General features: G+C 32.6%; 25 protein-coding genes and 1 pseudogene. 4 read left to right on the forward strand and 22 right to left on the reverse strand.

The window, feature by feature from the left end; all coding sequences use genetic code 11:
* Positions 1–35: 35 nt before the first annotated feature.
* The 4 genes from rsgA (at position 36) to NK213_RS00350 (ending at position 3887) form a co-directional block, all read left to right on the forward strand.
* Positions 36–902, forward strand: a complete 867-nt coding sequence (gene rsgA / locus NK213_RS00335; RefSeq protein ID WP_371926338.1) for a ribosome small subunit-dependent GTPase A — start codon at positions 36–38, stop codon at positions 900–902.
* Entirely contained in the window at positions 899–1534 is a 636-nt protein-coding gene (gene rpe / locus NK213_RS00340) for a ribulose-phosphate 3-epimerase (RefSeq protein WP_253345937.1), read from the forward strand. Before rsgA ends, rpe begins: the two co-directional genes overlap by 4 nt.
* A gap of 2 nt (positions 1535–1536) precedes the next feature.
* A complete protein-coding gene (locus NK213_RS00345) occupies positions 1537–2199 on the forward strand; it encodes a MarR family winged helix-turn-helix transcriptional regulator (protein WP_253345939.1) in 663 nt (220 codons plus the stop codon).
* An 89-nt stretch (positions 2200–2288) separates the two neighbouring features.
* Entirely contained in the window at positions 2289–3887 is a 1599-nt protein-coding gene (locus tag NK213_RS00350; RefSeq protein WP_253345941.1) for an NFACT family protein, read from the forward strand.
* Between the two features lie 79 nt (positions 3888–3966).
* Here NK213_RS00350 and NK213_RS00355 read toward each other — a convergent pair whose 3' ends face one another.
* The 22 genes and pseudogenes from NK213_RS00355 to NK213_RS00455 form a co-directional block, all read right to left on the reverse strand.
* The gene (locus NK213_RS00355; protein ID WP_253345943.1) at positions 3967–4656 is read right to left on the reverse strand and encodes an outer membrane beta-barrel protein; all 690 of its coding nucleotides are present in this window, start codon (positions 4654–4656) and stop codon (positions 3967–3969) included.
* A 347-nt stretch (positions 4657–5003) separates the two neighbouring features.
* A complete protein-coding gene (locus NK213_RS00360; protein WP_253345945.1) occupies positions 5004–5510 on the reverse strand; it encodes a hypothetical protein in 507 nt (168 codons plus the stop codon).
* A complete protein-coding gene (locus NK213_RS00365; protein ID WP_253345946.1) occupies positions 5507–6301 on the reverse strand; it encodes a DUF3100 domain-containing protein in 795 nt (264 codons plus the stop codon). The genes NK213_RS00360 and NK213_RS00365 overlap by 4 nt, the downstream gene beginning before the upstream one ends.
* Positions 6302–6336: 35 nt before the next feature.
* Positions 6337–7596, reverse strand: coding sequence for a M20/M25/M40 family metallo-hydrolase (locus tag NK213_RS00370; RefSeq protein WP_253345947.1), 1260 nt, complete (start codon positions 7594–7596; stop codon positions 6337–6339).
* 253 nt (positions 7597–7849) lie between these two features.
* Complete coding sequence (locus NK213_RS00375; RefSeq protein WP_253345948.1) at positions 7850–8110, reverse strand: HPr family phosphocarrier protein; 261 nt, start codon at positions 8108–8110, stop codon at positions 7850–7852.
* A 482-nt stretch (positions 8111–8592) separates the two neighbouring features.
* The gene (locus NK213_RS00380; protein WP_253345949.1) at positions 8593–10188 is read right to left on the reverse strand and encodes a CTP synthase; all 1596 of its coding nucleotides are present in this window, start codon (positions 10186–10188) and stop codon (positions 8593–8595) included.
* Positions 10189–10361: 173 nt separating this feature from the next.
* Positions 10362–10910, reverse strand: coding sequence for a dual specificity protein phosphatase family protein (locus tag NK213_RS00385; RefSeq protein ID WP_253345950.1), 549 nt, complete (start codon positions 10908–10910; stop codon positions 10362–10364).
* 171 nt (positions 10911–11081) lie between these two features.
* The gene (locus NK213_RS00390; RefSeq protein ID WP_253345951.1) at positions 11082–12059 is read right to left on the reverse strand and encodes a class II fructose-bisphosphate aldolase; all 978 of its coding nucleotides are present in this window, start codon (positions 12057–12059) and stop codon (positions 11082–11084) included.
* A gap of 204 nt (positions 12060–12263) precedes the next feature.
* Positions 12264–12965, reverse strand: a complete 702-nt coding sequence (locus tag NK213_RS00395; protein WP_253345952.1) for a DUF4163 domain-containing protein — start codon at positions 12963–12965, stop codon at positions 12264–12266.
* A gap of 103 nt (positions 12966–13068) precedes the next feature.
* Positions 13069–14349, reverse strand: coding sequence for a serine--tRNA ligase (gene serS, locus NK213_RS00400; RefSeq protein ID WP_253345953.1), 1281 nt, complete (start codon positions 14347–14349; stop codon positions 13069–13071).
* Between the two features lie 14 nt (positions 14350–14363).
* Positions 14364–14927, reverse strand: coding sequence for a nicotinate (nicotinamide) nucleotide adenylyltransferase (gene nadD / locus NK213_RS00405; protein ID WP_253345954.1), 564 nt, complete (start codon positions 14925–14927; stop codon positions 14364–14366).
* Positions 14924–15628 carry a hypothetical protein gene (locus tag NK213_RS00410; RefSeq protein ID WP_253345955.1) on the reverse strand — a complete coding sequence of 235 codons (705 nt, stop codon included), beginning with the start codon at positions 15626–15628 and terminating at the stop codon, positions 14924–14926. The genes nadD and NK213_RS00410 overlap by 4 nt, the downstream gene beginning before the upstream one ends.
* A gap of 12 nt (positions 15629–15640) precedes the next feature.
* Positions 15641–16630 (reverse strand): tetraacyldisaccharide 4'-kinase, encoded by a 990-nt coding sequence (lpxK, locus tag NK213_RS00415; protein WP_371926332.1) that lies wholly within the window; start codon positions 16628–16630, stop codon positions 15641–15643.
* A complete protein-coding gene (whiA, locus tag NK213_RS00420) occupies positions 16620–17516 on the reverse strand; it encodes a DNA-binding protein WhiA (protein WP_253345956.1) in 897 nt (298 codons plus the stop codon). The genes lpxK and whiA overlap by 11 nt, the downstream gene beginning before the upstream one ends.
* A 119-nt stretch (positions 17517–17635) precedes the next feature.
* A complete protein-coding gene (locus tag NK213_RS00425) occupies positions 17636–18175 on the reverse strand; it encodes a hypothetical protein (RefSeq protein ID WP_253345957.1) in 540 nt (179 codons plus the stop codon).
* Positions 18176–18378: 203 nt separating this feature from the next.
* Positions 18379–19035 (reverse strand): vancomycin high temperature exclusion protein, encoded by a 657-nt coding sequence (locus NK213_RS00430; RefSeq protein ID WP_253345958.1) that lies wholly within the window; start codon positions 19033–19035, stop codon positions 18379–18381.
* 16 nt (positions 19036–19051) lie between these two features.
* Positions 19052–19657: a hypothetical protein gene (locus NK213_RS20610; protein ID WP_371926339.1), complete on the reverse strand. Its 606-nt coding sequence runs from the start codon at positions 19655–19657 to the stop codon at positions 19052–19054.
* Between the two features lie 12 nt (positions 19658–19669).
* A pseudogene (locus tag NK213_RS00435) lies at positions 19670–21004 on the reverse strand (KUP/HAK/KT family potassium transporter); the annotation flags it as partial.
* A 24-nt stretch (positions 21005–21028) separates the two neighbouring features.
* Positions 21029–22978, reverse strand: a complete 1950-nt coding sequence (locus tag NK213_RS00440; protein ID WP_253345959.1) for a fructose-1,6-bisphosphatase — start codon at positions 22976–22978, stop codon at positions 21029–21031.
* Positions 22979–23117: 139 nt separating this feature from the next.
* Complete coding sequence (locus NK213_RS00445) at positions 23118–24008, reverse strand: AEC family transporter (protein ID WP_253345960.1); 891 nt, start codon at positions 24006–24008, stop codon at positions 23118–23120.
* Positions 24009–24065: 57 nt separating this feature from the next.
* Positions 24066–24512 carry a GNAT family N-acetyltransferase gene (locus NK213_RS00450; protein ID WP_253345961.1) on the reverse strand — a complete coding sequence of 149 codons (447 nt, stop codon included), beginning with the start codon at positions 24510–24512 and terminating at the stop codon, positions 24066–24068.
* Positions 24513–24533: 21 nt separating this feature from the next.
* Positions 24534–24995 (reverse strand): GNAT family N-acetyltransferase, encoded by a 462-nt coding sequence (locus NK213_RS00455; protein ID WP_253345962.1) that lies wholly within the window; start codon positions 24993–24995, stop codon positions 24534–24536.
* Positions 24996–25146 lie beyond the last annotated feature (151 nt).

Below are 25146 nucleotides of genomic sequence, written 5' to 3' on the forward strand. Positions count from 1 at the left end.
AAAACTACGGAGGTAATTTTATTAAAGGAAGAGTTATAAGGAAAATTAAGGGTTTCTACTATGTCAGTACTGATAATGATGTATACGAATGTAAACTAAGGGGAACCCTTAAAATGAAAAATAATAAACTTAACTGTATCGTCGGCGATATAGTGGAATTTGACGAAAAAGAACTGGCAATCTACAATGTCTTTGACAGAAAGAACTATCTTGACAGACCGCTTATTTCAAATATTGATTACGCAGGTATTACTTTTGCGGTTAAGTCACCGGATTTTGATTACACTAATTTTCAGAAAGTACTTTTAAATGTTTATGACAGAAATATCAGTCCCTCTGTTATCTTTACCAAAACAGACCTGATTTCAGATTCAGAATTAAAAGAATTTCTTAGTGAGTTTCATAAGGTATTTTCCGGTCTTGAGCTTGATGTTTTTCCTGTTGTTGCCATGGATAACAGCACTCTTTCAGACTTGAAAGAGTTTATCAACGGGAAGATAACAGCCTTTTCGGGGCCGAGCGGTGTTGGTAAGTCTACTCTTATTAATAATCTTCTTGATGAAGATATTTTGAGAACAGGTGATATTAGTGAAAAAACAGACAGAGGAAAACATACTACCACTGAAAGCCGTATTTTTGAACTTAATAATTCTACTTTAATAGTAGATACACCGGGATTTTCCAGTCTGGATTTCCCGAAACTAAAAGAAAAATCTGCACTTTCGTTTTTATTCCCTGATTTTCAGGAATATGTCAGTTCATGTAAGTTCAGAGACTGCACACATATAAACGAACCTGAGTGCGGTGTGAAAAATGCTTTGGAAAACAAGCAGATTCCAGAATTAAGATACGAATTTTACTTGTATTCATATAATAATATTTTTAGAGAGGTGAAAAAATGATAAAAGTTGCTCCTTCTGTTCTGGCAGCAGATTTTAGCATTCTTAAAGAAGAGCTTGTAAATTTGGAAAAGGCAGGTGCTGATTATATACATTTAGATGTTATGGATGGTAATTTTGTCCCTAATATATCTTTCGGTGCCCCTGTTATAAAAGAACTCCGAAAATGCAGCAAACTGATATTCGATGTTCATTTAATGGTAGAAATGCCCGAAAGATATATAGAGGATTTTGTTAATGCAGGTGCTGATATTATCACTGTTCATGTAGAAAGCACCAATCATCTTGACAGAACCATTGAATTAATCAAATCTTACGGTATAAAAGCCGGAGTTACACTAAATCCCGCTACTCCTGTCGAATCTTTGAAATATATTATTAATAAGGTCGATATGGTTCTGGTAATGAGTGTAAATCCCGGATTTGGCGGTCAGAGTTTTATAGAATATTCACTGGACAAAATAAGAGAAATCAGAAATATGCGTCCTGATGTTGATATACAAGTCGACGGAGGCATCACAGACATTACTGCAAAAAGAGTAGTAGAAGCAGGAGCCAATATCTTAGTTGCCGGTTCTTATGTATTTAACGGCGATTATAAAGAAAAAATTGACTCTCTCAGAGGAGGTAAGTAATTATGTACGAAAATATAGAAGTTTTACTGGATGAGTTCTATAAAACTTATTATAAAATAGAGGAAATTAATCTGAATCAGGTAATAAAGTGCCTGACTACCACAGAACTTCACGTTATAGAAGCTATAGGAGACCAGCTTCTTACCATGAACGAGCTGTCGGAAAAACTTGGAATTACTATGGGTACAGCATCTGTAGCCATAAATAAACTATCAGAAAAGAACTTTATTGAAAGAGAAAGAAGCGATGATGACAGAAGAAAGGTATTTGTAAAACTTTCTAAAAAAGGACTTCTCGCATACAAATATCATAACAGCTTTCACAGTAACATCCTTGAAAAAGTTACCAGTGAAATCTCAAAAAGTAAAATGGAGACTTTTATAGAAGTTTTTGAAACTATTGTGAGAAATCTAAATAAAGTAAAAAAAGATATTCAGCCTGAATCTATCCTGAATTTTGAAAAAGGAGACGTAATACAGGTTTCAAATATAAAAGGAAGCCCTGCAATAAAAAAATACCTGAATGAAAAAGGTATTAACATAAAATCATTAATTAAAATCAATGATAAAAACAAACATATTTTATCACTTCTGGTAGATGGTGATGAAAAGATAATAAACATAGAAGATGCAGCTGATATAATGGTTATCAGAAACTATATCTAATACTAATTCAGCTCTATATATTGACCAGAATGAATATTCTGGCTTTGGAAAATTATTAAATCAAATTTTTAACTAGTATCGGAGACAATATGATCTACATTGACGGAATAGGAATGAAATTCCTCGTAAACGAGATTAAAAATGAAATATTAAATTATAGAGTGAGTAAGATTTATCAGTATGATAAGTCTTCTCTCTCTTTATTTTTTGGCAGACAAAACCTTACCTTTATAATCAATAATAAAAATACTATTTTTTATCTGAAAGACACTAAAGATGACAATACAGACTTTCAGTCAAAGTTTCTTCTGAATCTGAAAAAGACTCTTCTAAATTCAAAACTTATTAACATTACACAAAGCGGTTTTGACAGAATAATATATTTTCAGTTTGAAAAACTGAACCAGTTTGGTAATCTGGAAAAATTTGATCTTATTTTTGAAATAATGGGAAAACACAGCAATCTTTTTCTTACTGAAAAAAATAAAATTATTTCTTCTATATTCACAGCTTCACTGGATGAGGGAAACAGGGTTATCTTCCCGGGAAGCATGTATACTCCCCCGTTTGAAAAAACTAAACTGTCTCCTATGCAGCTTACTTCTGATGACTTCCCTTTTACTTCAGGTGACGATTTTTTAGCAGCTGTGGAAGGTAGCGGGAAAATATTTGCCAATGAAGTTTATAATAACTATAATAAATTCTCGGAATATCTAAAAAACTATCTTCCTGTTATATATAAACAGGAAAAAGGACGTACACTCACTTATAATGTATTTTCGGAATTCTCTGCATTTGAATACGACACTTACTCTACTATTAACGAGTCTCTGAATATTTACCTGAATGTGAGTTTTAAATCCTCATTTTTTAACAGTAAAAAAAATAATATTATAAAATTTATTGACACCCATCTTGTAAAAAATAGAAAGATAATACAAAATATAAAAAAAGACCTTGATAAAAATTCAAATTATCAAAAATACAGAAATATTGGCGATATACTTGCTGCAAATATGCATTTACTCAGACATGACATAAAAGAAATAGCATTATTTGATTTCTATAACGAAAAAGAGATCACAATTAAGCTTGACCCCTCTCTTTCACCAAATGAAAATCTGAATTTTTACTATAATAAATATAACAAAGCTAAAAGAACCATAGAAAATCTCAATGAAAGACTTCCCAAGATTGAGGAAGAAGTAGATTATCTTGAGGAAATAAAAGTCTTTGTTAATAACGAAACTGATATTATAGGACTGGAAGAACTGGAAAATGAACTGAATATTAAACAAAAACGCAAAATCAAACTCAACAAAAAAATTAAAAGAGAAATTTTGAGTTATCAGTTTGAAGATTTCACAATACTTGTGGGAAGAAACAGCCGTGAAAATGAAGAAATCAGCTTTACAAAAGGTAACAGCAATGATATCTGGCTTCATATAAAAGATCTTCCCGGCAGTCATGTTCTTATTCTCAGAGAAAACAGGGAGGTTCCTGATTCTGTGCTGCTGTATGCTGCTAATCTTGCAGGCCTTTATTCTAAATCCGGTATTGGTGATAAAGTCACAATAGATTACTGTGAAAAACGCTTTGTAAAAAAGATAAAGAAAAGCAAGCCGGGAAATGTAACTTATATTAATTATAAAAGCACTGATGTTGTTATAAAAAATATACAGACATAATAAAACAGGAGTCCTTTTTGCTCCTGTTTTTCTATACGAAATATCTGATACATAAAAACCGTTGACGCTCTCATTCTATTTAAAAATCAAACTGATATCCTAGTGAAAGTTTCAATTTTTGATTTTTAAATTTTATATCTTCGTCTTTATATGTTACGTTTAATCCTCCCGGTGTATCACTGACACTTGTATATCTCTTTCCGTCAGCCTTAAAATCATTTATTTCATATGTAAGATCTACAATGAAATTTTTATACTCCACTCCTGTTCCGAAAGCATAGTAAAAACTATCCTTAGCACTGTAATCGTAAGCCTTGAAAGTTTTATTTACGTCATGCAGTGTTTTTTTAGCTTCCATATCACCGGAATTAAATGAATACCCTAAATTTATTTTTACATAAGGAGTAAAATCCGTTCTGTTTCTAAAAACATATCTTGCAGTAGCATATAAAGGAATAGAATCCAGATCATCACTGCTGTATTTTATTGTACTGTTATCAGCAGAACTGTACTTATCTCCCGGAGTTTTGTCACTGTTAAAATTATACTCCAGTCCTGCACCTATCTGTATATTTTCATATATTTCCCTTCTATACTCAGCTCCCAGATTAAAACCATTCTTGAATTTTAATTTATCGTACCCGTTGCTGTCTTTCTGCTCGATTTTTTTATAAACGTCATACCCGCCTCTTACTTCTACTGTGTTATTTTCAGCAAACACAGAAAAAGCGAGAACTAATCCAATTAATAATACATATTTTTTTCTCATTTTATTCCTCCAATCTCTGGCTATATATTTTAGTATGTTAAAATAAATAAGAGCGTCATAATTTCTACGTAAAATATACTTATAAAATGATATAAAATTATTACTTTCAGGAATCTGGAATTTGAAAAAGAAATGAAAAAAACTGTTTACAGAATAGAAAAAAAATACATTTTGATTATATAAGATAAGAGTGTTTGACTGGAAATAAAAGATATTTTGAATTTTGATATGAATAAGATTTAGATATTAAAAAATTATCTGATTATTGCAACTATAACATATTTAAATCTTTTTTTCAAGTAAAAAAGCAAATAAAAAAGGAAGCATAAAAACTTCCTTTTTCAAATTTATTTTCCCATTATCATTAATCCTATTTGAGCTATTGTAGCACTTCCAATATATGTTCCTATGAAAACTGCCACTGCTACTATTAATATTTTCCATGAAGTCTGTTTTAATTCCGACATACGGTTTACCACTGATATTCCTGCATATGTCAGTATAGGAGTAGTTATAGCAAGCAGATCCACTGAGTTAATAGACTTGATTATCAGTGATGAAAACGGCATTCCCGGAAGACAAAATATTATTGAAAATATAGATACCCATCCAAGAATAGGAAATCTGTTTAATCCCGGAACCTTTTTCAGTATCATTGAAACTAAAAGTCCAATCATAGAAATAGCCCACAATGCTGCCAGACCGTATACTGTATATTTATTTAAAACCAGCTTTGGACCGGGATGAAATATATATTTTATTGTTGTTCCAAAAAGTACTGACACCACACTTAACAGAAGGATGCCCCCGTATTTTGCAAATTGTTTTACTTCTTTCATCATATCATCTGTCATTTTTTATCACCTCTTGTTAATAACTTATACATAAAGCTCTGTAACGGAGCTGCTAAAAATAACATTGAATATGTACCTAAGAAGCTTGTTAACAGGTTACTTGCACTGGCATATGCCGTTATCTGTTCTCCCAGTTCAGGAAAATGCGAAGTCAGTGCTGATGACGAAGCCGCCATCATACTTCCCGAACCTACTCCCGAAGCCATGGCAAGTGCCTGAGGATCATATCCCACATAACTTAACAGCGGTGCAAAGAAGCTGAAAAACAGCGCTCCGAATAATGTTCCTATTATGTAAAGAGACAGTACTCCACGTCCTTCCGGCGAATCAAGAGTATATCTTTCAGATATATAAGCTAGTTCCCCTTCTCTTCCAAGACCAAGCGTACATCCTATAGCTTCTCGTCTAAGCCCTAAAAGAATAGCTATTGGAAGTCCCAGTATTACCGTTCCGAGATTTCCTAATTCCTGAAATATAAAAATAGGTCCTTTGCTGACTATATCTTTTAACTGCGGCGCTATTGTGGCACCGTATCTCGCCATTAGCGGAAGCATGATTATAATCAGATATTTTCCCGCAAAATTTACATTTTCTTTTGTGTAAATCTTTGCTATAATTCCTTTTCTCAATGGTTTCAAACCCAAAAGCATTGTAAATAAAATTGCAAATGCCAGCGGCAGTATAGTCAGAGCCAGCTTCCCTCCGATAGGAATAATCTGAATTCCTATTATTTCGGCAATAGCAATTATTATAAATGCAAAAATCACCATATAAATATAAGTTTTCTTCATTATACTTTTCTTTCCTCCTAAATTTCTTTTATATATTATTTTCCAATAATGGAATTTATACACTCTTCATATTCTTTAAAACTCTTTTTGTATAACTTTGACTTGTCTATTTTTCCGCTCATATATTCCAGAGACTTTGCTACAAATTTTGGAAATATTTCGTATATCATTTCCGGATCTTCATCCTTGAAATCATCACCGTGTATTGTACCGGCAAACCCGCTGTAACCTATCTGTATACAAGGCATTATATAAGAAAGATCTCCTATATCTCCTGCAGCACTGATAAACTTATTATTCCACAAAGTCTTTATTTCACTCTGCTCATCAAAGGCTTCTACTACAAACTGTCCTATATAACGATCCTGTACAAACGGCAGATAACCCATCTGTGTCTCTGATTCTACTTCACCGTCAAGACATATTGCACTCCCCTTTGCTGCTTTATCTATTCTGTCGGCTACTATTTTCATATAATCCACAGTCTTTGTCCTTAAATCTGTCCCGACTTTTATGAAATTAGGTATTACATTCGTAGACATATCGGAATTCATCACAATTGGATTCATTCTCACATGTTCAGTATCTTTCAGCTGCTGTCTCATAAGTCCCAGAGCTACCTGAAATATATTAGACATACTATATGCATTTTTCCCGGAAAAAGGATCAAAACCTGCATGTGATGCACTTCCTCTAAAAGTATATTTTTTATAAAGAAAACCGGCAAGATCACAGTTTATTTCAGAAGTTCTTTCTGTAAATGATCCTCCTATTGCGTGAACACAAACACCTATATCTATATCATCGAAAATACCCAGTCTCATTGCCTCGGGTTTTCCGCCGTAATAGCTTATTACGCCGTCTTTCTGAAGCTTTTCCCTGTAAGCAAGATCCAGATACTCTTCTGCGGGTATAAATATAAAGGTTAGCGTATAATCCAGTTTTTCATATGCTTTTGTTGTATAAAAATAATTATATAATGCCAGTGTTATTGCTACCTGTGTATGATGTCCACAGTTATGTGCTGCTCCGCTCTCATTATCGGAACACCAGTGTGAAGGTGCATACACTGCATCTAATTCTCCTACAAAGGCCAGATTGATATTCTTCCCGCTTCCAAGGCTGGTTTTTATCCCGGTGGTACTAAAGAATTCCATTTCTATTTCCGGATTTACTTTTTTCAGAAATTCGATAACTGTTTCTTTAGTCTTAAACTCTTTGTAGCCTAGTTCAGGGTTCTTAAATATCTTCTCACCCAAATCTTTTATCTCTTGATATTGGTTCTTAAAAAACATAATTGATTCTCCTTTCTCCTACAATTATTATACATAACTTTTTTTAAAATTAAAACCCTTTGCTGATATATTTTATATATCTAATTACTTCTTCTTCTAATATATTAAGCCTGATAAAAAAATAACAGCATAAATAATATGCTGTTCAATGCTCTTTTTGTGTATTCCTATGATATTTGTACAGAAAACGGAATAAACACGGCAGAGTTATAAGTTATAAAAACACCCAAACAAACAGAATGGGTGCAAAAAATTAATCTCTTATAGTTGCTAATAATTCTCCTAAAGTTTCTACTGCCTGGTCAGCGTCAGCTCCTTCAGCTGTTACTGTTACTTCTGATCCGTTTTTAATTCCGATAGATAATAACTTTAACAGAGATTTCCCATTCACTTTTTTTCCGTCATGTTCTACAAAAACATCACTTTCAAATTCTTTTGCTTTAGATACAAAAATTCCACCTGGTCTTGTATGTAATCCTGTAGGATTAGTAATAGTTACTGTTTTACTTGCCATATTCTCCTCCTTGAGCTTTTTTATATCTAAGATTTTACAATATAAATTTTACTTTGTCAATATTAATGTGTCTGCTTATATACTGTTAAAAAGATGATAATTAAAAAAAAATTTACTTAACCTCTAAAATTTTGTGATTTTTTTGTCATAATATTAAATTCATATTTTTTATTTTTAGATTAATTTATATTAAATTCTACATTTTCATATAAACAGTTAAATGATTGCACTATATAAACTGTAAAATAAAAAATATAAATTTTAAATTAAAAAATATATAATATTATATATTTTTTAAAATTAATAATTAAAACATTATTTTTAATTATTATAAGTGTAAAAATTAAAAAATTAATAGTTAAAAATTCTTTATATCACCTGATTTTCAGGGTTTGAATAAAAAAAACCTGCCACAAATGTGTAACAGGTTAAATTATTTTATCTTTTTTATATTTATAATACTTTTTTTTGAAATTACATGTTTATTTTTTGCTATTTTCCAAAACTGCACTTATCCATCCGAAAAATAAAGGATGCGGCTTATCCGGCCTGCTTTTGAATTCCGGGTGATACTGTGAAGCCACGAAGAACGGATGATTATCTAATTCCACTACTTCTACGTATTTTCCGTCAGGTGATGTCCCTGTAATTCTCATTCCTGCTTTTTCAAATTCATCTCTGTATTTATTGTTAAATTCATATCTGTGTCTGTGTCTCTCATTTATTAATTCAGAATTATACAATGAATATGCTTTGCTTCCTTCTTTTAATTTACAAGGATAAGTTCCCAGTCTCATTGTCCCGCCCAGATCCACTATATCTTCCTGTTCTTCCATAAGACTTATTATAGGGTAATCAGTATTAGCATCGAATTCTGTGGAAGTGGCATTTACATGACCAAGGACATTTTTAGCGAATTCTATACATGCTGTCTGCATTCCAAGGCATATCCCCAAATATGGAATCTTATTTTCCCTTGCATATTTTATGGCATTTAGTTTACCTTCCACTCCTCTGTCGCCAAAGCCTCCCGGAACAAGTATTCCTTCATACTGCGACAAAATCGACGGATCATAATCTTCTGACTGGATATAATCTATTTTTACCTTGGTATCCTGATTATAACCGGCATGCTCTATAGCTTCATGTATACTTATATATGCATCTTTTAATTCTACATATTTCCCTACTACGGCTACTTTTGCACATTTCTTCGGGTTCTTATATTTTTCCACCATAGTTTTCCATTTTACCAAATCAGGCTTTTTATTTTCAAGTTTCAAATATTTACATGCTACATCTGCCAGACCTAACTTTTCCATTGTAAGCGGTATTTCATATAAAACATCTGCATCATTTGCCTCTATTACTGCTTCTTCATCTATGTCGCAGAATAAAGATATTTTTTTCTTAATATTCTCATCTACAGGATGTTCACTTCTTACTACTATTATATCAGGTGATATTCCAAGACTTCTTAATACTTTTACACTATGCTGCGTAGGCTTCGTTTTCAACTCTCCTGCTGCTTTTATGTAAGGAAGCAGAGTAACATGGATATAAATTACATTGTCTCTTCCGGCATCCTTTTTGAACTGTCTTATTGCTTCTATGAAAGTATCGCCCTCTATATCCCCGATTGTGCCTCCTATTTCTGTAATTACTATGTCAGAGTCATTAGCACATGATACTTTTCTTATATAGTCTTTTATTTCATCTGTTACATGGGGAACGAACTGAACTGTAGCACCAAGATACTCCCCTTTTCTTTCTTTGTTTAAAATAGTAGACATAAGTCTTCCTGTAGTCAGACTGTTATATTTGGTAAGCTCCTCATCTATAAATCTCTCATAATGCCCCAAATCCAAGTCTGTTTCCGCACCATCTTCTGTTACAAAAACCTCACCATGCTGATACGGGCTCATTGTTCCAGGATCGACGTTTACATAAGGATCGAATTTTTGTATTGTTACTTTGTATCCTCTCTCTTTTAACAATCTTCCCAATGATGATGCAGTAATTCCTTTCCCTAAAGACGAAACTACTCCTCCGGTAACAAAAACGTACTTTTTCTCCACTTGAAACCATTCCTTTCCAATTTGATAGTATGTATTCTTTTTATTTTTCACAAATAAAAAAGACGAAAAAAAAAAAATTAACTTTAATTTCGTCAGTTTTTTGAATTTATATAGAATTTTTTCTACTTTGTTATTATTAAGTATAATAAAAAAAATAGATTTTGTCAATAATTTTATAAAATTTTTGATTTTAGTTTTTCTATATCTGCATCTTGTATATACTTCACTATATTCCCGTAAATACTCTCATGGTGTCCGTATTTATCTTCTCTCAGCTCTTTTATAGCCTCTTCTTTAGTATAATCTTCGAATATTATTCTGTACATAGCGACAACTACCCCGGTTCTGTCACTTCCATGCCAGCAGTGTATCAAAACAGGCCCGTCAGAATTTTTTATCATAGTAAGGATTTCAATTATATCCTCATCTTTTATCTTACCGGCATTCATTTTTACTCTTTCCACCTTTAGGCTGGTATTCTTTGCTTCATAATTGTCAGAATGGTCTCTTCTGAGATTTATTACTGTTTTTATTCCTATTATATCCATTAATTCCATGTCTTTTTTATTAGGCTGTGCTGACCTGTACAATCCGTCGCTTACTTTATAAAAATTCCTTATATTATCAGCCAGTATTTCCTCTTCTATGGAATTTATTTCGGCAAAGCTGATACTTTGTATCAAAAATAGAAATAATAGGAAGACCTTCACATAATTTTCCATAATATCCTGCTTTCCGTATAGTTTAATTTCTATTATTATATCATAAAAATTCTATTTTTAGCTTAATATTAAAAAAATATATCAAATATTTATCTTATCTTAATTTTTTTATTTATAAAAGAAAAAGCCGCATAAGCAGCTTAATTCCCTGATTCTATAACATAAATTTTATTACTCGCCTTTTTTATAAGCACCTTCAGAACCAAATACTGTTTTTATTTTTTCTTTATAGAATTCTTTCATGTAATTTTTCCCTGGTTCAAGATATTTTCTTGGGTCGAATTCTTTAGGATTTTTAGCAAGTGCTTCTCTTATTCCTGCTGTAAAAGCCAGTCTTCCGTCTGTATCAACGTTAATTTTAGCAACAGCTGATTTTGATGCAAGTCTTAATTGTTCATCAGGTATACCAATAGCATCTGCTAACTCTCCTCCGTACTGTTTCATTAAATCAACAAATTGTTTAGGTACAGATGAAGAACCGTGTAATACTATAGGGAATCCAGGTATTCTTTTTTCTATTTCTTCAAGAATATCCAGTCTTATTTTAGGATTATCCCCTGGTTTGAACTTATGTGCTCCGTGAGAAGTTCCTATTGCTATAGCTAATGAATCTACTCCTGTTCTTTTTACGAAGTCTTCTACTTCATCAGGCTGTGTATATATATGTGCGTCTGCTACTACATCATCTTCCACTCCTGCAAGTACTCCAAGCTCTGCTTCTACTGTTACATCATTCTGATGTGCAAACTCTGCTACTTTTTTAGATTCTTCTATGTTTTCCTCGTAAGCGTGATGAGAACCGTCTATCATTACAGAACTGAATCCGTATTCAATACAGTCTTTACAAGTTTCAAAATCAGGACCATGATCAAGGTGAAGAGCGATTGGTATGTCAGATCCTTTTGCTCTTGCATAAGCTACTGCTGCCTGTGCTAAAAAAGGAACCATTTCTTTTCCTATGTAATTTCTTGCTCCCTTTGATACTTGTAAGATAACAGGTGATCCTGTTTCCACACATGCTTCAATTATCCCCTGAACCTGCTCTAAGTTGTTAAAGTTAAACGCAGGAACAGAATATCCCTCTTTGTTAGCTTTTGCAAACATTTCTTTTGTATTGCTTAAACCTAAATCTTTGAAATGATACTTCATTTTAATACCTCCTAAAATATGTTCACCTATATAATAACAAATTTATACCTTAAAATCAACATTCTTGAATAACTTTGACCTTTGTCAAAACATTTCTAAACTCTGTATTTAATGCCAATTACCCTGTTTTAAAACATTTCGTACAAAAAATTAAATAAAAAAAACCAATTCTGACTAAAATAAATTCAGAACCGGCTTTTTATATTATTTTATTTCCACTTTTTTTACTTCATCTCCTGAATAACTATCGAAAAAATAAAGTTTCTTTGTTTTTGTATTATATTCAAATTCAGGCATACCTGCTGCATACGGTGCCACAGCATAATTCAGGTAGATTATCCCGATTGTATCTTTGCCTGACTGATAAACCACGGCACTGTCAGTTAATTCCTTTACTGTATATTCATCCTCAAAAAATATCCCTTCCGGATTATCAATAATATATTTTTGTATTTTATTAAATACAGCTTTATTATTAGTCTTTAATGTCTCAGTAATAAGTTTTCCCGTTTTTCTGTCTACAAGCAAAGAAGTTACCCAGCCGCCGCCGTGTGCTCCGCCTGTATACTGATATCCGTTTATTGTAAAAGATATTACATTATTATCTGCATAAATCATATCCGGCCCTATTGACAGTTCATAATGCTCACATCTTTCAGGATCGTCACTACAAATTTCCTTCTCGTCTTTTGTTATTGCATCTATGTCTATTATTCTGTTTATTTCATCATTGACAGCTTTGAATTTCACATTATCAGTAAATGACGGTTTTATTATTTCGAAATTTTTGTTTCCGTTAATATAGACAGTTTCCGTTTTCATTTCAGGAACTTTTACTTCAGTTTTTGCCATCAGGCACATACTTGAAAAAATCATTAAAAATAATACATACTTAAATATTTTCATTTTACTCCATCCTTTAGTTTTTATTTTTTATCAAATAAACTCTCTTTAAGATATTCTGTTTAAAATTATCTAATTAAGGGTGTAAAAAATAATTTTCTGCTGATTATTTCCCGTTATTTTTTATCTCAGTAATACCGCCCATATAAGGCACTAAAACCTCAGGTATTTCTATACTTCCGTCTTCTCTCTGATAATTTTCCATAATTGCAAGAAGTGTTCTTCCCACTGCCAGCCCTGATCCATTTAATGTGTGAACGAAGTAACTCTTTTTGTCAGCATCTGATCTATACTTTATCATGGCTCTTCTTGCCTGAAAATCCTCTGTATTTGAGCAAGAAGATATCTCTCTGTATTTATTCTGGCTTGGAATCCATACTTCCACATCATAAGTTTTTGAAGCTCCGAATCCTATATCTCCGCTGCACAGAGCAAGTACTCTGTAAGGAATATTTAGTCTCTGCAATATTGTTTCCGCATTATTTACCATCTTTTCAAGTTCATTATATGAATTATCAGGATGAACTATTTTCACCATTTCTACTTTATTAAACTGGTGTTGTCTAAGTATACCCTTTATATCCTTACCGTGTGATCCTGCTTCTCTTCTAAAGCATGCAGTAAATCCGCAGTAATACTTAGGAAGTTCACTTTCCGCAAGAATTTCATCTTTATGAAGATTAGTCAGAGTAACCTCTGCTGTAGGTATCAAGAACATATCATCAGTAGTCTTATATGCATCATCCTCAAATTTCGGAAGCTGACCGGTCCCTATCATTATTTCCCTTTTTACCAGCTGAGGAGTAAGCATCTCTTCGTATCCGTGTTCACTTGTATGAAGATCAAGCATAAAATTAATAAGGGCTCTTTCCAGTTTCGCAGCAAGTCCTTTATATACTGTAAATCTTGATCCTGAAAGCTTTGCTCCTCTTTCAAAATCCAGAATTCCCAGTTCTGCACCTAATTCTTCATGCGGCTTTGGTTCAAAATCAAATTTTTTCGGCTCTCCCCATTTTCTTACTTCTACGTTATCATCTTCTGAAGTACCTACCGGCACACTTTCATGAAGCTTATTAGGGATTGTCAGCAGGAGATAATTCTGCTCTTCCTCTATTTTTGTTATTTTTTCATCAAGTTCTTTTATTTTTTCACTTACTTTCCCCATATTTGCCAGAAGCTCGTCTGCATTCTGTCCTTCTCTTTTATACTTTCCTATTAAAGCACTCTGATCATTTTTCTCTTTTTTTAATGTCTCGGCTTCCTGTAACAATTCACGTCTTGCTTCATCAGTTTTCAAAAGCCCGTCCAGATCAAAATTACTATTTCTGTTTTTCAGACTTTCCCTTATTACTTCAGTATTTTCTCTAATAAATTTCATATCTATCATATTTCTTTCTCCTATCATCTATATAATTTATTACTGTATATATACTCCTCCACAGACTTGGGAACAAGTCCGAAGATGGATTCATTATTTTCCACTTTCTCTCTTATAAGTGTTGAAGATATATCCAGATAAGGTGCTTCTATTAATTCCATATTCTCTGTTATTTTCACCCTGTGTCCGCGTCTGGAATATACAAGTACCTTTGCATTATTCAGTATTTCTTTATAATCTTTCCATGTGTGAAATGTTTCAGCGGAATCCCCGCCTATTATTTCATAAAATTCATTTCCCGGATATTGCTTCTTTAATTTTAATAAAGTATCCAGTGTATAAGAAATTATTTTATCATCAATTTCCACTCTGGATATCTCATACTTTTTTTTATTTCCTAATGCCAGTTTCAGCATATTATATCTGTGTTCAGAATCTTCCAGATCGCTTATTTCCTTATGATACGGCTTATACAGCGGAACCCAGATTATTTTATCGAGTTTTACCTTATCCAGTATCCATTCTGCTACTTTCAGATGACCGTTATGCACAGGATTAAAGCTTCCTCCATAGATGCCTATTTTCATAAATATCCCTCTTTTTTCAAATATGTATATATTCTGTCTTTTTCAGGACTTAAAGATGCACCCGGAGCTGATTCCATGCTTTTCATTTTGTATTTTTCATATTTTTTCATATAAATATCGTAATACAGCTTATCTGCCCGGTATTTACCAAAGTAATTCATATATTCCGCAGAGTCGTGTCTTATATATTCCAGCTCGGAACTTGAGAAATAATTCAGAAGATTTTTCATAAATTCAATATTATATGATGCTTTTTCACATAACACTTCAAATAAGAAAACCTTAGTCAGCTTATTCACATCTGATGATATAAAGGCATATCTGTATACTATTTCCAGAAACAATTCCCTGTCTCTCAAAAAAAGTTCATTTCCGAGTCTTACAGTATGAACTCCGTCTTTATTCATTAATGCACGCCAAAATTTATCGCTTAATTCAGGAATACTGTATTTTGATAATCTGTCGATTTTTTTTATTTTATCTTTAAAGCACTTTCCTAGTTCATTATTTATAAGATCAAAAACAGTGCTGTCTTTTGTTTCATAATAAATGAAAGAAAGCTCAAGTACCCAGGACGGTTCTTTTTCACAGATTTCCAGCTCCTGATTTATTTTAAAATATTTTCTTTTATCAAAATTCCCCTGATATTTTTCTATAAATTCATGAAAATTTTCAGGAAGATTTTCCATTATAATGTTCATTGTCCCTCCGTATCACAGTATATTAAAACTTATTTTTAAAATCAAAAGATTTTCAATATTTTTATTTATTTTTACTATATCTTTTTCTGTGGTAATAACAAAGTCATAATCCTTTGCTTCTCTTATAATTTCATCTATTTCCACATCAGAATACACATGATGATCTGAAAATTTTATTTCATCCAGCTTTCCTGTTCCCAGTTTTAATACTGACTTCTTAAAATTTTCAGGACTGGCAATAGAAGAAAATAAAAGGACTTTTTTATCTTTCACTACACTAAAGTCAAACTTCTCAAGCTTTTGACTGTAAAAGTAATCTTCTTTATGCTCAGCAAGAAATAAAGGCTTATTATACTTTTCAAGTTTCTTTATTATAGGTTCTGCTGCCTGTACTCCTGTATAATTTACTTTTGTAATTATTATTTCATCTGCCCTTTTTATTCCCGCAAGGCTTTCACGCAGTCTTCCTTTGGGAAGGAGATGGTTTCCCCCGAAGGGATTAGTTGCATCAATCAAAAGGATATTTTTATCTCTGAAAAGTTTTCTGTGCTGATATCCGTCATCTAATATTATAACATCTATATTATATTTTTCTTTGAGAAGTTTTGCGCCTGAATAACGGTCTTTTGCCACTGCAACGGGAATTTCCAGATTTAGTGCATGAAGATAAGTTTCATCCCCGGCTTCAAGTGCTGTTGCAAAAATTTCTTTTTCATCCCTTACAATCATAGGATCTTCTTTTCTTTTTCCGTTATATCCTCTGCTTAATACAGCTACTTTTTTGTTTTCTTTAAGCATTTTTTTGGCAAAATACTGTACAGCAGGTGTTTTTCCTGTTCCTCCTGCTGTTATATTACCTATACATATTATTTTAGTTCCTTCTACTCTTTTTGCCTTTAAAATATTAAAATCATAAAGTCTATTTCTGATACCTGTTATCAGACCGTAAATTAACGATAAAAAATACATAAGTACCACCATTCCCGGAATTTTATTCCTCATTTTCCATAAGTTCCTCGTAATATTCAGTCAGACGCCTGAATCTGTTTCTGATCCCTGATTTTGAGATATTCGTAAGATCAGCCAGTTCCTGAAGAGACATATCAGGATTTTCAATTCTCATTCTTGCTGTTTCCTGCAATACATCCGAAAGTGTGTTCAAACCTGCCACTTCATCTATTTTCTCTATCATTCTAAGCTGTTTTTCCGAAGTGGAGATTTTCCTTGTCTCATTGGCTATTTCCCAGTTCAGATTTCTGTTTACTTTATTTCTTATCTCTTTATTTATAATTGTGTCCTCATATTTAAAAAAAGTCGACACGGCATTTATTATAATTAATATATCAAGTATGTCTTCCGAATTTCTTATATAAACCAGATTTTTATTTTTTTTATCAGCCTGAAAGACCCTTTTTCCTATTTTTTTAAATAAGTAATATAAAAAAGTAGCTGCATCTTCAGTATCTATAAAAAAATCCAGAGCATAACCTTTTTCCGGAGATTTTATATAACCGCAGCTCAAAAAATATCCTTTGATTAATCCTTTGAATATATTTTCATCTTTTGATGAATCAAGATTTTTGAATTCAAAAATACTTTTCAAAAATTCAATATACCCGTTTTGAAAAGGTATTATTACCTCGTATACCTTATGAATCCCCAGCTTCTTACTGGTAAGATATTTCAGCTGAATAGTAAGTCCGGCAGCTTTTTTCATATTAGAATAAACCCGTTTTGCCAAAGCTATATTTTCAGTACTTAATCTTATCTCATTTTCTTTTATGGAATTCTTTGCCATAAATATTCCCAAAAGTTCTGCCAGATTTTCATTATTATTTTCATTTGGTACATTAAAAAGTTCACTTTTTACATTTGCAGAATATGACATTTTTACTCCCAGAAAGTTATATTAGTACCGTGTTTTTTTCATTCCTGTATGTATAAACAGCTGTTTTATCATTGGCTTTACTGTAAAAACACTGATAATTACCGCATAAAGAAATTTTTTTAATAATATTTCGCAAGTACACTATCCAGATAATCCAGATTATACAATGTTTTTATTTCTGAATATTCAAAATAATGGAATACCTTTTTTGCTGACAGGAATAAATATCCGTCATCCAGCTTTACTATTCTGTAGAAATCTTCATATTTCAACGCACCGCCGCCATCCTCAGAGTCAAACTCCACTCTGTCAAGATAAAACTTTATTCTTAAAGTAAGACCAAGAAGATTATTTGGTATTGATTTAATAATTTTGCTGGAACGTCTCAGTATTTTCATTCTGAATGTGATAAAACAAAAGATCAGATACACTATCACTATTACTATACATGCTGCGATATAATATTTTCCTTTAAGATACTTATACTTATCCACATTTGTAAAATAGTAAGCTCCTGCAAGTGCCGCTATTAACACTACCAGAAATAACGAAGTCAGAAACTCGTAGCTTCTCATGTATACAAATTTGAAACCTCTTCTTAATTTATACTTATTCAAATGATATTCCGGAATCTCGGCTATTACTCTATTTCTATCCATTTCGATTTCTCCCTTTATTAGAATCTTTTTCCTAATTGTAATATTTATGCCAAAACTTATGCTCCATATAATTAAACAACTGTATTTTGTGATGGCTGCTATATTAAGATGATATAAATTTTTTTATTTGTCATTCAATTTTTTGATTTTTTATTTCTTTTCTCTATTTTATCAGAAATTAAAAATATTTTATACAGGAAATTTTATTTTTGATCTAATGTTTTTTCATTGCTGCCGTTTATAGGTATTTTTTCCCCTAAATATTTTGGTTTTCTGTTAAACATAACATCAAAAAAAGCTTTTACCCGTGATATCTTATCCCTTCCTTTGTTATAGTAAGATTCATACCATCCTTCAGGATTAGAAATTACCCCGTATGCATTCATCCCTTTTTTTCTGGCAATGTATACAGATCTTGGCAGATGAAATTTTTGTGTTATGATAATTACATCATCTATTTCAAATATTTCCCTTGCCCTTACCATAGAACTGTACGTATCAAAGCCTGCATGATCCAGAAAAATATCCTCAATAGGTATCCCTTTTTTCACAAGATAATTTTTCATTGAATTTACCTCGTCATAATTTTTCTGTCCGTGATCTCCTGAAACAAGAATTCTTTTTATCTTCCCTGACCTGTACAGTTCTATTGTTTTATCAAGCCTCTGCCTTACCACTCCCGAAGGGTTTCCGTTATCAAAAACCATTGATCCCAAAACCAGACCGGTGTAAGCTTTCGGAACCCCTTCTACATTTGAAAATATATATTTTTTTGTACTGTATTGTATGTATATATTTATAAACACTGCTCCTATAAAGAGAACCAGCAGTATTTTAAATATCAAAATCACTTTTTTCATTTCTCCCCTTTCATTATTAGTCCACTCTTGTTAATTTTGCCCTTACTTTTCTCCCCAGAACCAGAGGTACAGTTTCCACCTCTACGTTGCTTGTATCCAGACCAAACCATTTGGCCGGCGTTACTGTATATTTTTTTACAAATAGTTTCAAATTCATTATTAATTCCTGAAACTTAGGAAGTTCCCCCTCATTTGACAGGGATTCCTGTATTATTACAAATTTAAAATCTCCTACCTGATTACCCGATTCTGAAAAATAACCTTTCTGATATGAATTCAGTTCCCCTGTACTCAGAAGATCATTAACTACCTGACGCAGGAATATATTTATCTTCTGGTCTACTTTAAATCCCAGTCTGAACTGTATTTTCAGTGCCTGATTCGGTATAATGTTGTTTACTTTATATTCCATGGTAAACGGCTCGTCAGTTACAAGTACATTTATAAACCAGTATATTTCCGCTCTTTTAGGCTGTTTATTCAAAATTGAATACATTACTTTTCTTTCCACTTCTTCATCATCTGATGTATTCGTAAGGTATACAAGGTTCGTAGCATATTTTGGTATATCTATATCTTCCTGAAGAGTAGTCAGCTGATCTTCATAAAGTTTTATTTTCACATTTTCAGCTAAGCCTTCTTTTATACTCTTTCCTCTTATCCACACATACATCAGGAACATTATCAGCATCCCTATAAGCACTGTGATATAACCGCCGTGGAAAAACTTAAACAGGTTGGCGTATAAAAATATACCTTCGATTATACCATATACACACAGGAATATCACAGAGAAAATCACAGGATATTGTTTAAATCTCAGATAATTATAGAATAACACTGTTGTCATAAGCATTGTTATAGTGATGGACAACCCGTATGCAGCTTCCATATTTGAAGATTCCTTAAAGTGAAATAATACGAGCATACATCCCAGCCACAAAACCATATTTATCGCAGGAATATATAACTATCCCTTTAAGTCTGAAGGATAACTGATATTAAGTCTTGGAAATATATTCAGCTTTATTGCTTCTGATTCCAGCGTGAAAGACCCTGATATCAGTGCCTGACTGGCTATTATTGCTGCCAGAGTGGCTATTATTATTCCCGGTATCAAAAACCACGACGGCATAATATTATAAAAAGGATTTCCTTCCAAAATCTGTCCGTCATTTTTGGAAAGCCATGCTGCCTGTCCCAGATAATTCAAAATCAATGAAATTTTTACGTAAATCCACGTATAGTGTATATTTCTCTTACCGCAATGTCCTAAATCAGAGTAAAGCGCTTCTGCTCCGGTGGTACACAGAAATACCGCTCCCAAAATCATGATCCCAAGCGGATTTGTAATAAGAAGCTTTATTCCGTAATAAGGATTTATCGCTTTAAGCACAACGGGATAAGTCACAAGTTCTTTTACCCCCAGAACTGCAAGCATAAAAAACCACACAAACATTACAGGCCCGAAAACTCTTCCCACTACTGCCGTTCCAAATCTTTGAAAAAGAAAAAGCATTGTAATTATTATAGCTACTATTGTAACTATTTCATTAGTCGTAAGAGGTATTATAGTTACTAATCCTTCAATTGCAGAAGTTACTGTTACCGGAGGAGTTATCATTCCGTCTGCAAGAAGTGCCGAACCGCCGATGACTGCAGGAACCAGAAGCCATTTCGCCCTTTTTCTGATTATTGTATACAGTGAAAAGATTCCTCCCTCACCATTATTATCTGCACTTAGTGTTAAAAAAACATATTTTATTGTTGTCTGCAGGGTCAGAGTCCATATTACCAGAGAAACTCCCCCAAGTACAAAAGATAAATCTATTATATTATTATTACCCCGTATTATTGCTGACATTACATATAAAGGTGAAGTCCCTATATCTCCGTAAATTACCCCTAAAGTGACAATTAAAGTGGCTAATGTGACTTTATTTATATTATGTGTCTGTTTTTCATTCATTACTCATCACTCATTTCATTATATTCAGATGTTTTTTTCCTTAATTATACCTTCCTTATATGAAGTTAACAAATATTTTAATTCTGAGATTTCCTCTGAAATCTCCTTTCCTATATCAGTATCTTTTACGAATTTTCTGTCGTTTTTTCTTACTACTTCGCTTATTGTAAGTATATCATGTCCTGATTCTATTGCTTCCTGCGTTGATGTAAACGGCCCCTGAGTAGTAAGCAGCAGACCGTATGAGTTATAAATAAGGGTGTAACCTGCTATACCTGTTTTTTTCTGGTAAGCCTTAGAAAGACCGCCGTCTATTACCAAAAGCTTCCCGTTAGCTTTTATGGGACTTTCCCCTTTTCGTACAATTACAGGCATATGACCATTTATTATATGAGACTTTGCTACATCAAGACCAAAGTTTTCCAGTATTTTATTACATACTTTCTCTTTATCTCTAAGTGTAAAATACGGGTTTTCTTTTTCTTTATGAGTAAACTTATCCTCTATAAAGTATCTTTCAAATGTTGCCATTTTATCTTTCCCAAATAAAGGCGAGTCCTGATGACACCACAGATACCAGAAGAAATCAGAACCAAACTTTTCCTTTGGCTTGCCTCCTGTGAGATAATACTCTCTTACCAGAATATCTATTTTATCAAGGAAATTTTTCCCGTAATAGGATTTTCCCAGTATTTCTATTTTTTTAAATTCTTTATCTTCTCCCATTGGAATACACGCATGGTATAACAAGTTAGAGTTATATTTCAGATATATACTTCCTTTTAAAATCAGGAATTTTATATGCTTTTGAAGCTTTTCACTTTTTATAAAGCTGTTTTTTAGTTTTTCTGTAATTTCCTCTTCTTCTTTACTCAGTCTGTAAGGATCATCAGGATCAAACGTAGGAAAATCCGTATCAAGCAATGGATAATCTTTATCTCCGATTCTTACAGTATTGTTGGTAAAATCTATTTTATCAAGGAAGAGTCTGTCGTTCATATTATACTCAGGGCTTTCCTTTATGATATTACCTTCCAGTTTCAGCTGCAGCACTGTCACTGCTTTATGCATCTGAGCGATCAGTTTTATATCATCAAGTGATATATTTTCATCATTATTTATCTTTGGTTCAAACATCTTACAATTTGTATTTTTATATGTTTTCATCGCAAACCTTGCCAGAGGGAGTAAATTTATACCATATCCGTCCTCTGCACTTTCAAGGTTATTATATTTCATGCAAATTCTGAGAACATTATAAATGCACGCTGTAGAGCCTGCCGCTGCTCCAACCCACAGAATATCGTGATTCCCCCATTGTATATCCAGAGAGTGATGATTCATAAGTTCATCCATCACAAGATGCGGTGCCGGTCCTCTGTCATAAATATCCCCCACTATATGCAAATGATCTACTGCGAGCCTCCTTATCAGTTTGGAAAGTTCTATAATAAAATCATCTGCCCTGTTAAGTTCGATAATTGACTCCAGTATGCCGTTATAATACTGTTTACGGTCTATATTATTATAGGAATTTTCATGCAGCAATTCTTCTATAATGTAGGAATAATTCTCTGGCAGTGCCTTTCTTACTTTTGAACGGCTGTATTTTGAAGAAACTACCTTACATAATATAACCAGTCTTTCAAGGGTTATCTTATACCAGTCTTTTAGCTCCTTATACTCTGTCTTATTGGCTTTCAGCCATCCTTTCGGATAATAAACCAAGGTTGCAAGATCTTTTTTCTCATGAAGCTTCAAATCGCTGAATTCTTCGTCGATCTTCATTCTTATATAGCCGGAAGCATTTCTTAATATATGGCTGAATGACTCGTATTCACCGTGTATATCTGTTATAAAATGCTCTGTAGGCTTGGGAAGATTCAGTATTGCTTCGAGATTTATTATCTCCTTTGACACCTTTGCGATATTATCATAATATTTTGATAAAATTTTACAATAATTATTAAGCATGAAACCTCCTTCATTATCACCTGTTATTATACATGATTTTATGATAATTTGAAACCTATAAAACGATTTTATGACCTAAAAAATTATTATAATAAAAAATCCCCCTTGTTTCCAGGAAGGAAATTCTTAATTCATACCGTTAATACTGAAGTTTTTGAAGAAAATAAACGACAATCGGTATTTCTATAAATGAAAGTATCATTGATATAGAAATAAGCTTTGATACAAACTTTGTATCCAGTTTGGCAAACAATGCAAAATTCAGCAGGCTTGAAGCTGCGGGCGATACTGTTACCAGCATAAATGCACCTTTAGTATAATAATCTATATTCAGATTATAGATTATTATCAGAAGCACAAACTTCACAATTTCTTTAGAAAGGACTATTTTCAGACTTTCTTTTAATTCACCGAATCTGAAATTAAAAAACAGTCCCAGAGAAAACAGCATTGAAAAGCCTGTAAGATTACCAAGCTGATTCAAAAATTCCTCAATTGGTGCAAAAAATTTTATCCCTGCAAAATTACATATCAAAGCAAGAATCAAGGCTACTATTCCCGGTGCAAAAAACACTTTTCTCGCCAGATCTCTTTTTCGCTCTGCCCCTACTATATAAGAATAAGATATTGCATAAATAAATATGGAGTTGCCAAAGTCCAAAAGACCCAGCCTCCATACATTTTCGTCGCCGAATATTGATATATAAAAAGGATATAAAAATCCTATATTTGCCATTGCAAAAAAGCCGGCTATTATTTTCATAGTATCTTTTTCTGTATTTTTTGCTTTTAAATATGTCAGAACCACAGCTGCAATTATCAGCTGGATCAAAAGGATTATCAAGGGATAAGCCAGATAACCCGGTGTAAAATCTATTTTTCTTATTGACTGGAACAGAATTGCCGGAAGAAATATGTAAAATGCCATTTTCAACAGTGTATTTCCGTCTTCTTCTTTTAATATTTTTATTTTTTTCATAAAATATCCCAATATAAAGTACATATTTATAACCATTATCTTCGAAAACATTTTTTTCCCCTGTCGTTAAATTCTGATTTTAATTATTGTTTGTTTATATTTATAATATTATGATAATTTGTAAATCATATCTACATGCTCTATCCCTAAAATATCATAAGTATCTGATACGGTTTTGAATCCGCATGATTCATAAAATTTTTCCAGATATTTCTGTGCTCCTATTTTTATCTCTTTTTCTTTTAGTTCCTCTGTGATAAATTTTACTGCGCTTTCCACTATTGCCCTTCCGAGCTGCTTACCTCTGTGCTTTTCCTTCACCAGAACCCTTCCAAAGGAAATTTTGTCATAACCCACACCTTTTGGTACTATTCTAAGATATGCCGTCACTTCTTTTCCCTCTTTGTACATAAGATGATAGCTTTCCATGTCCTTAAAATCAAGATCCTGATATGCCCCTATCTGTCCCACTATAAAAACTTCTATTCTGGCTTCTATTAATCCGTAAAGCTCATCCAGAGTGAGATCACTGTATTTTTTTATAATCAGTTCCATTTTTACTCCTTCATTTGACTTTTATTCTGGCATTCCCGGGCATTTTCTCTGCATATCCAGATGTTTTATCCCGTCTTCATCATATACACCTGATATCGGCTTAAAATCAAAAGATGCATAAAAGTCTTTCAGATATTCCTGTGCCCCTATTGTAATAATGTACTCATTCATCTCTTTTTCTATGTAATCTATAGCGTCTTTTACTATCACTCTGCCGAGTTTACGGCTTCTAAATTCTTTCTTTACACAGATCCTTCCCATTGATACAGAATCATAAGAGAGAAACTTTGGTATAATACGCAGATAAGCTGTTATTTCCCCGTTATCTTTATAAAAAATATGTATTGATTCTTTATCTTTATTATCCAGTTCCCCGTAAGGACAGTTTTGTTCCACTACAAATATATCCGTTCTCAGCTTCAAAATATCATATAATTCATCCAGAGTAAGTTCACTGAATTTTTTTATTGATTTTTCTGTCATACCAACCTCCATTTATAGATCATCAGCTTTATTTGCCCGTTTTACATATATTCCCGTCTTACTCAGTCCCTTACTGTCCTGTCTTTCCATAGAGAACAGCATATTCTGAGCGGCTTTAATACTTTGATACTATCTATATTTGTATTATAAA

It is taken from the genome of Sebaldella sp. S0638 (genome assembly GCF_024158605.1).
Taxonomy (GTDB): domain Bacteria; phylum Fusobacteriota; class Fusobacteriia; order Fusobacteriales; family Leptotrichiaceae; genus Sebaldella.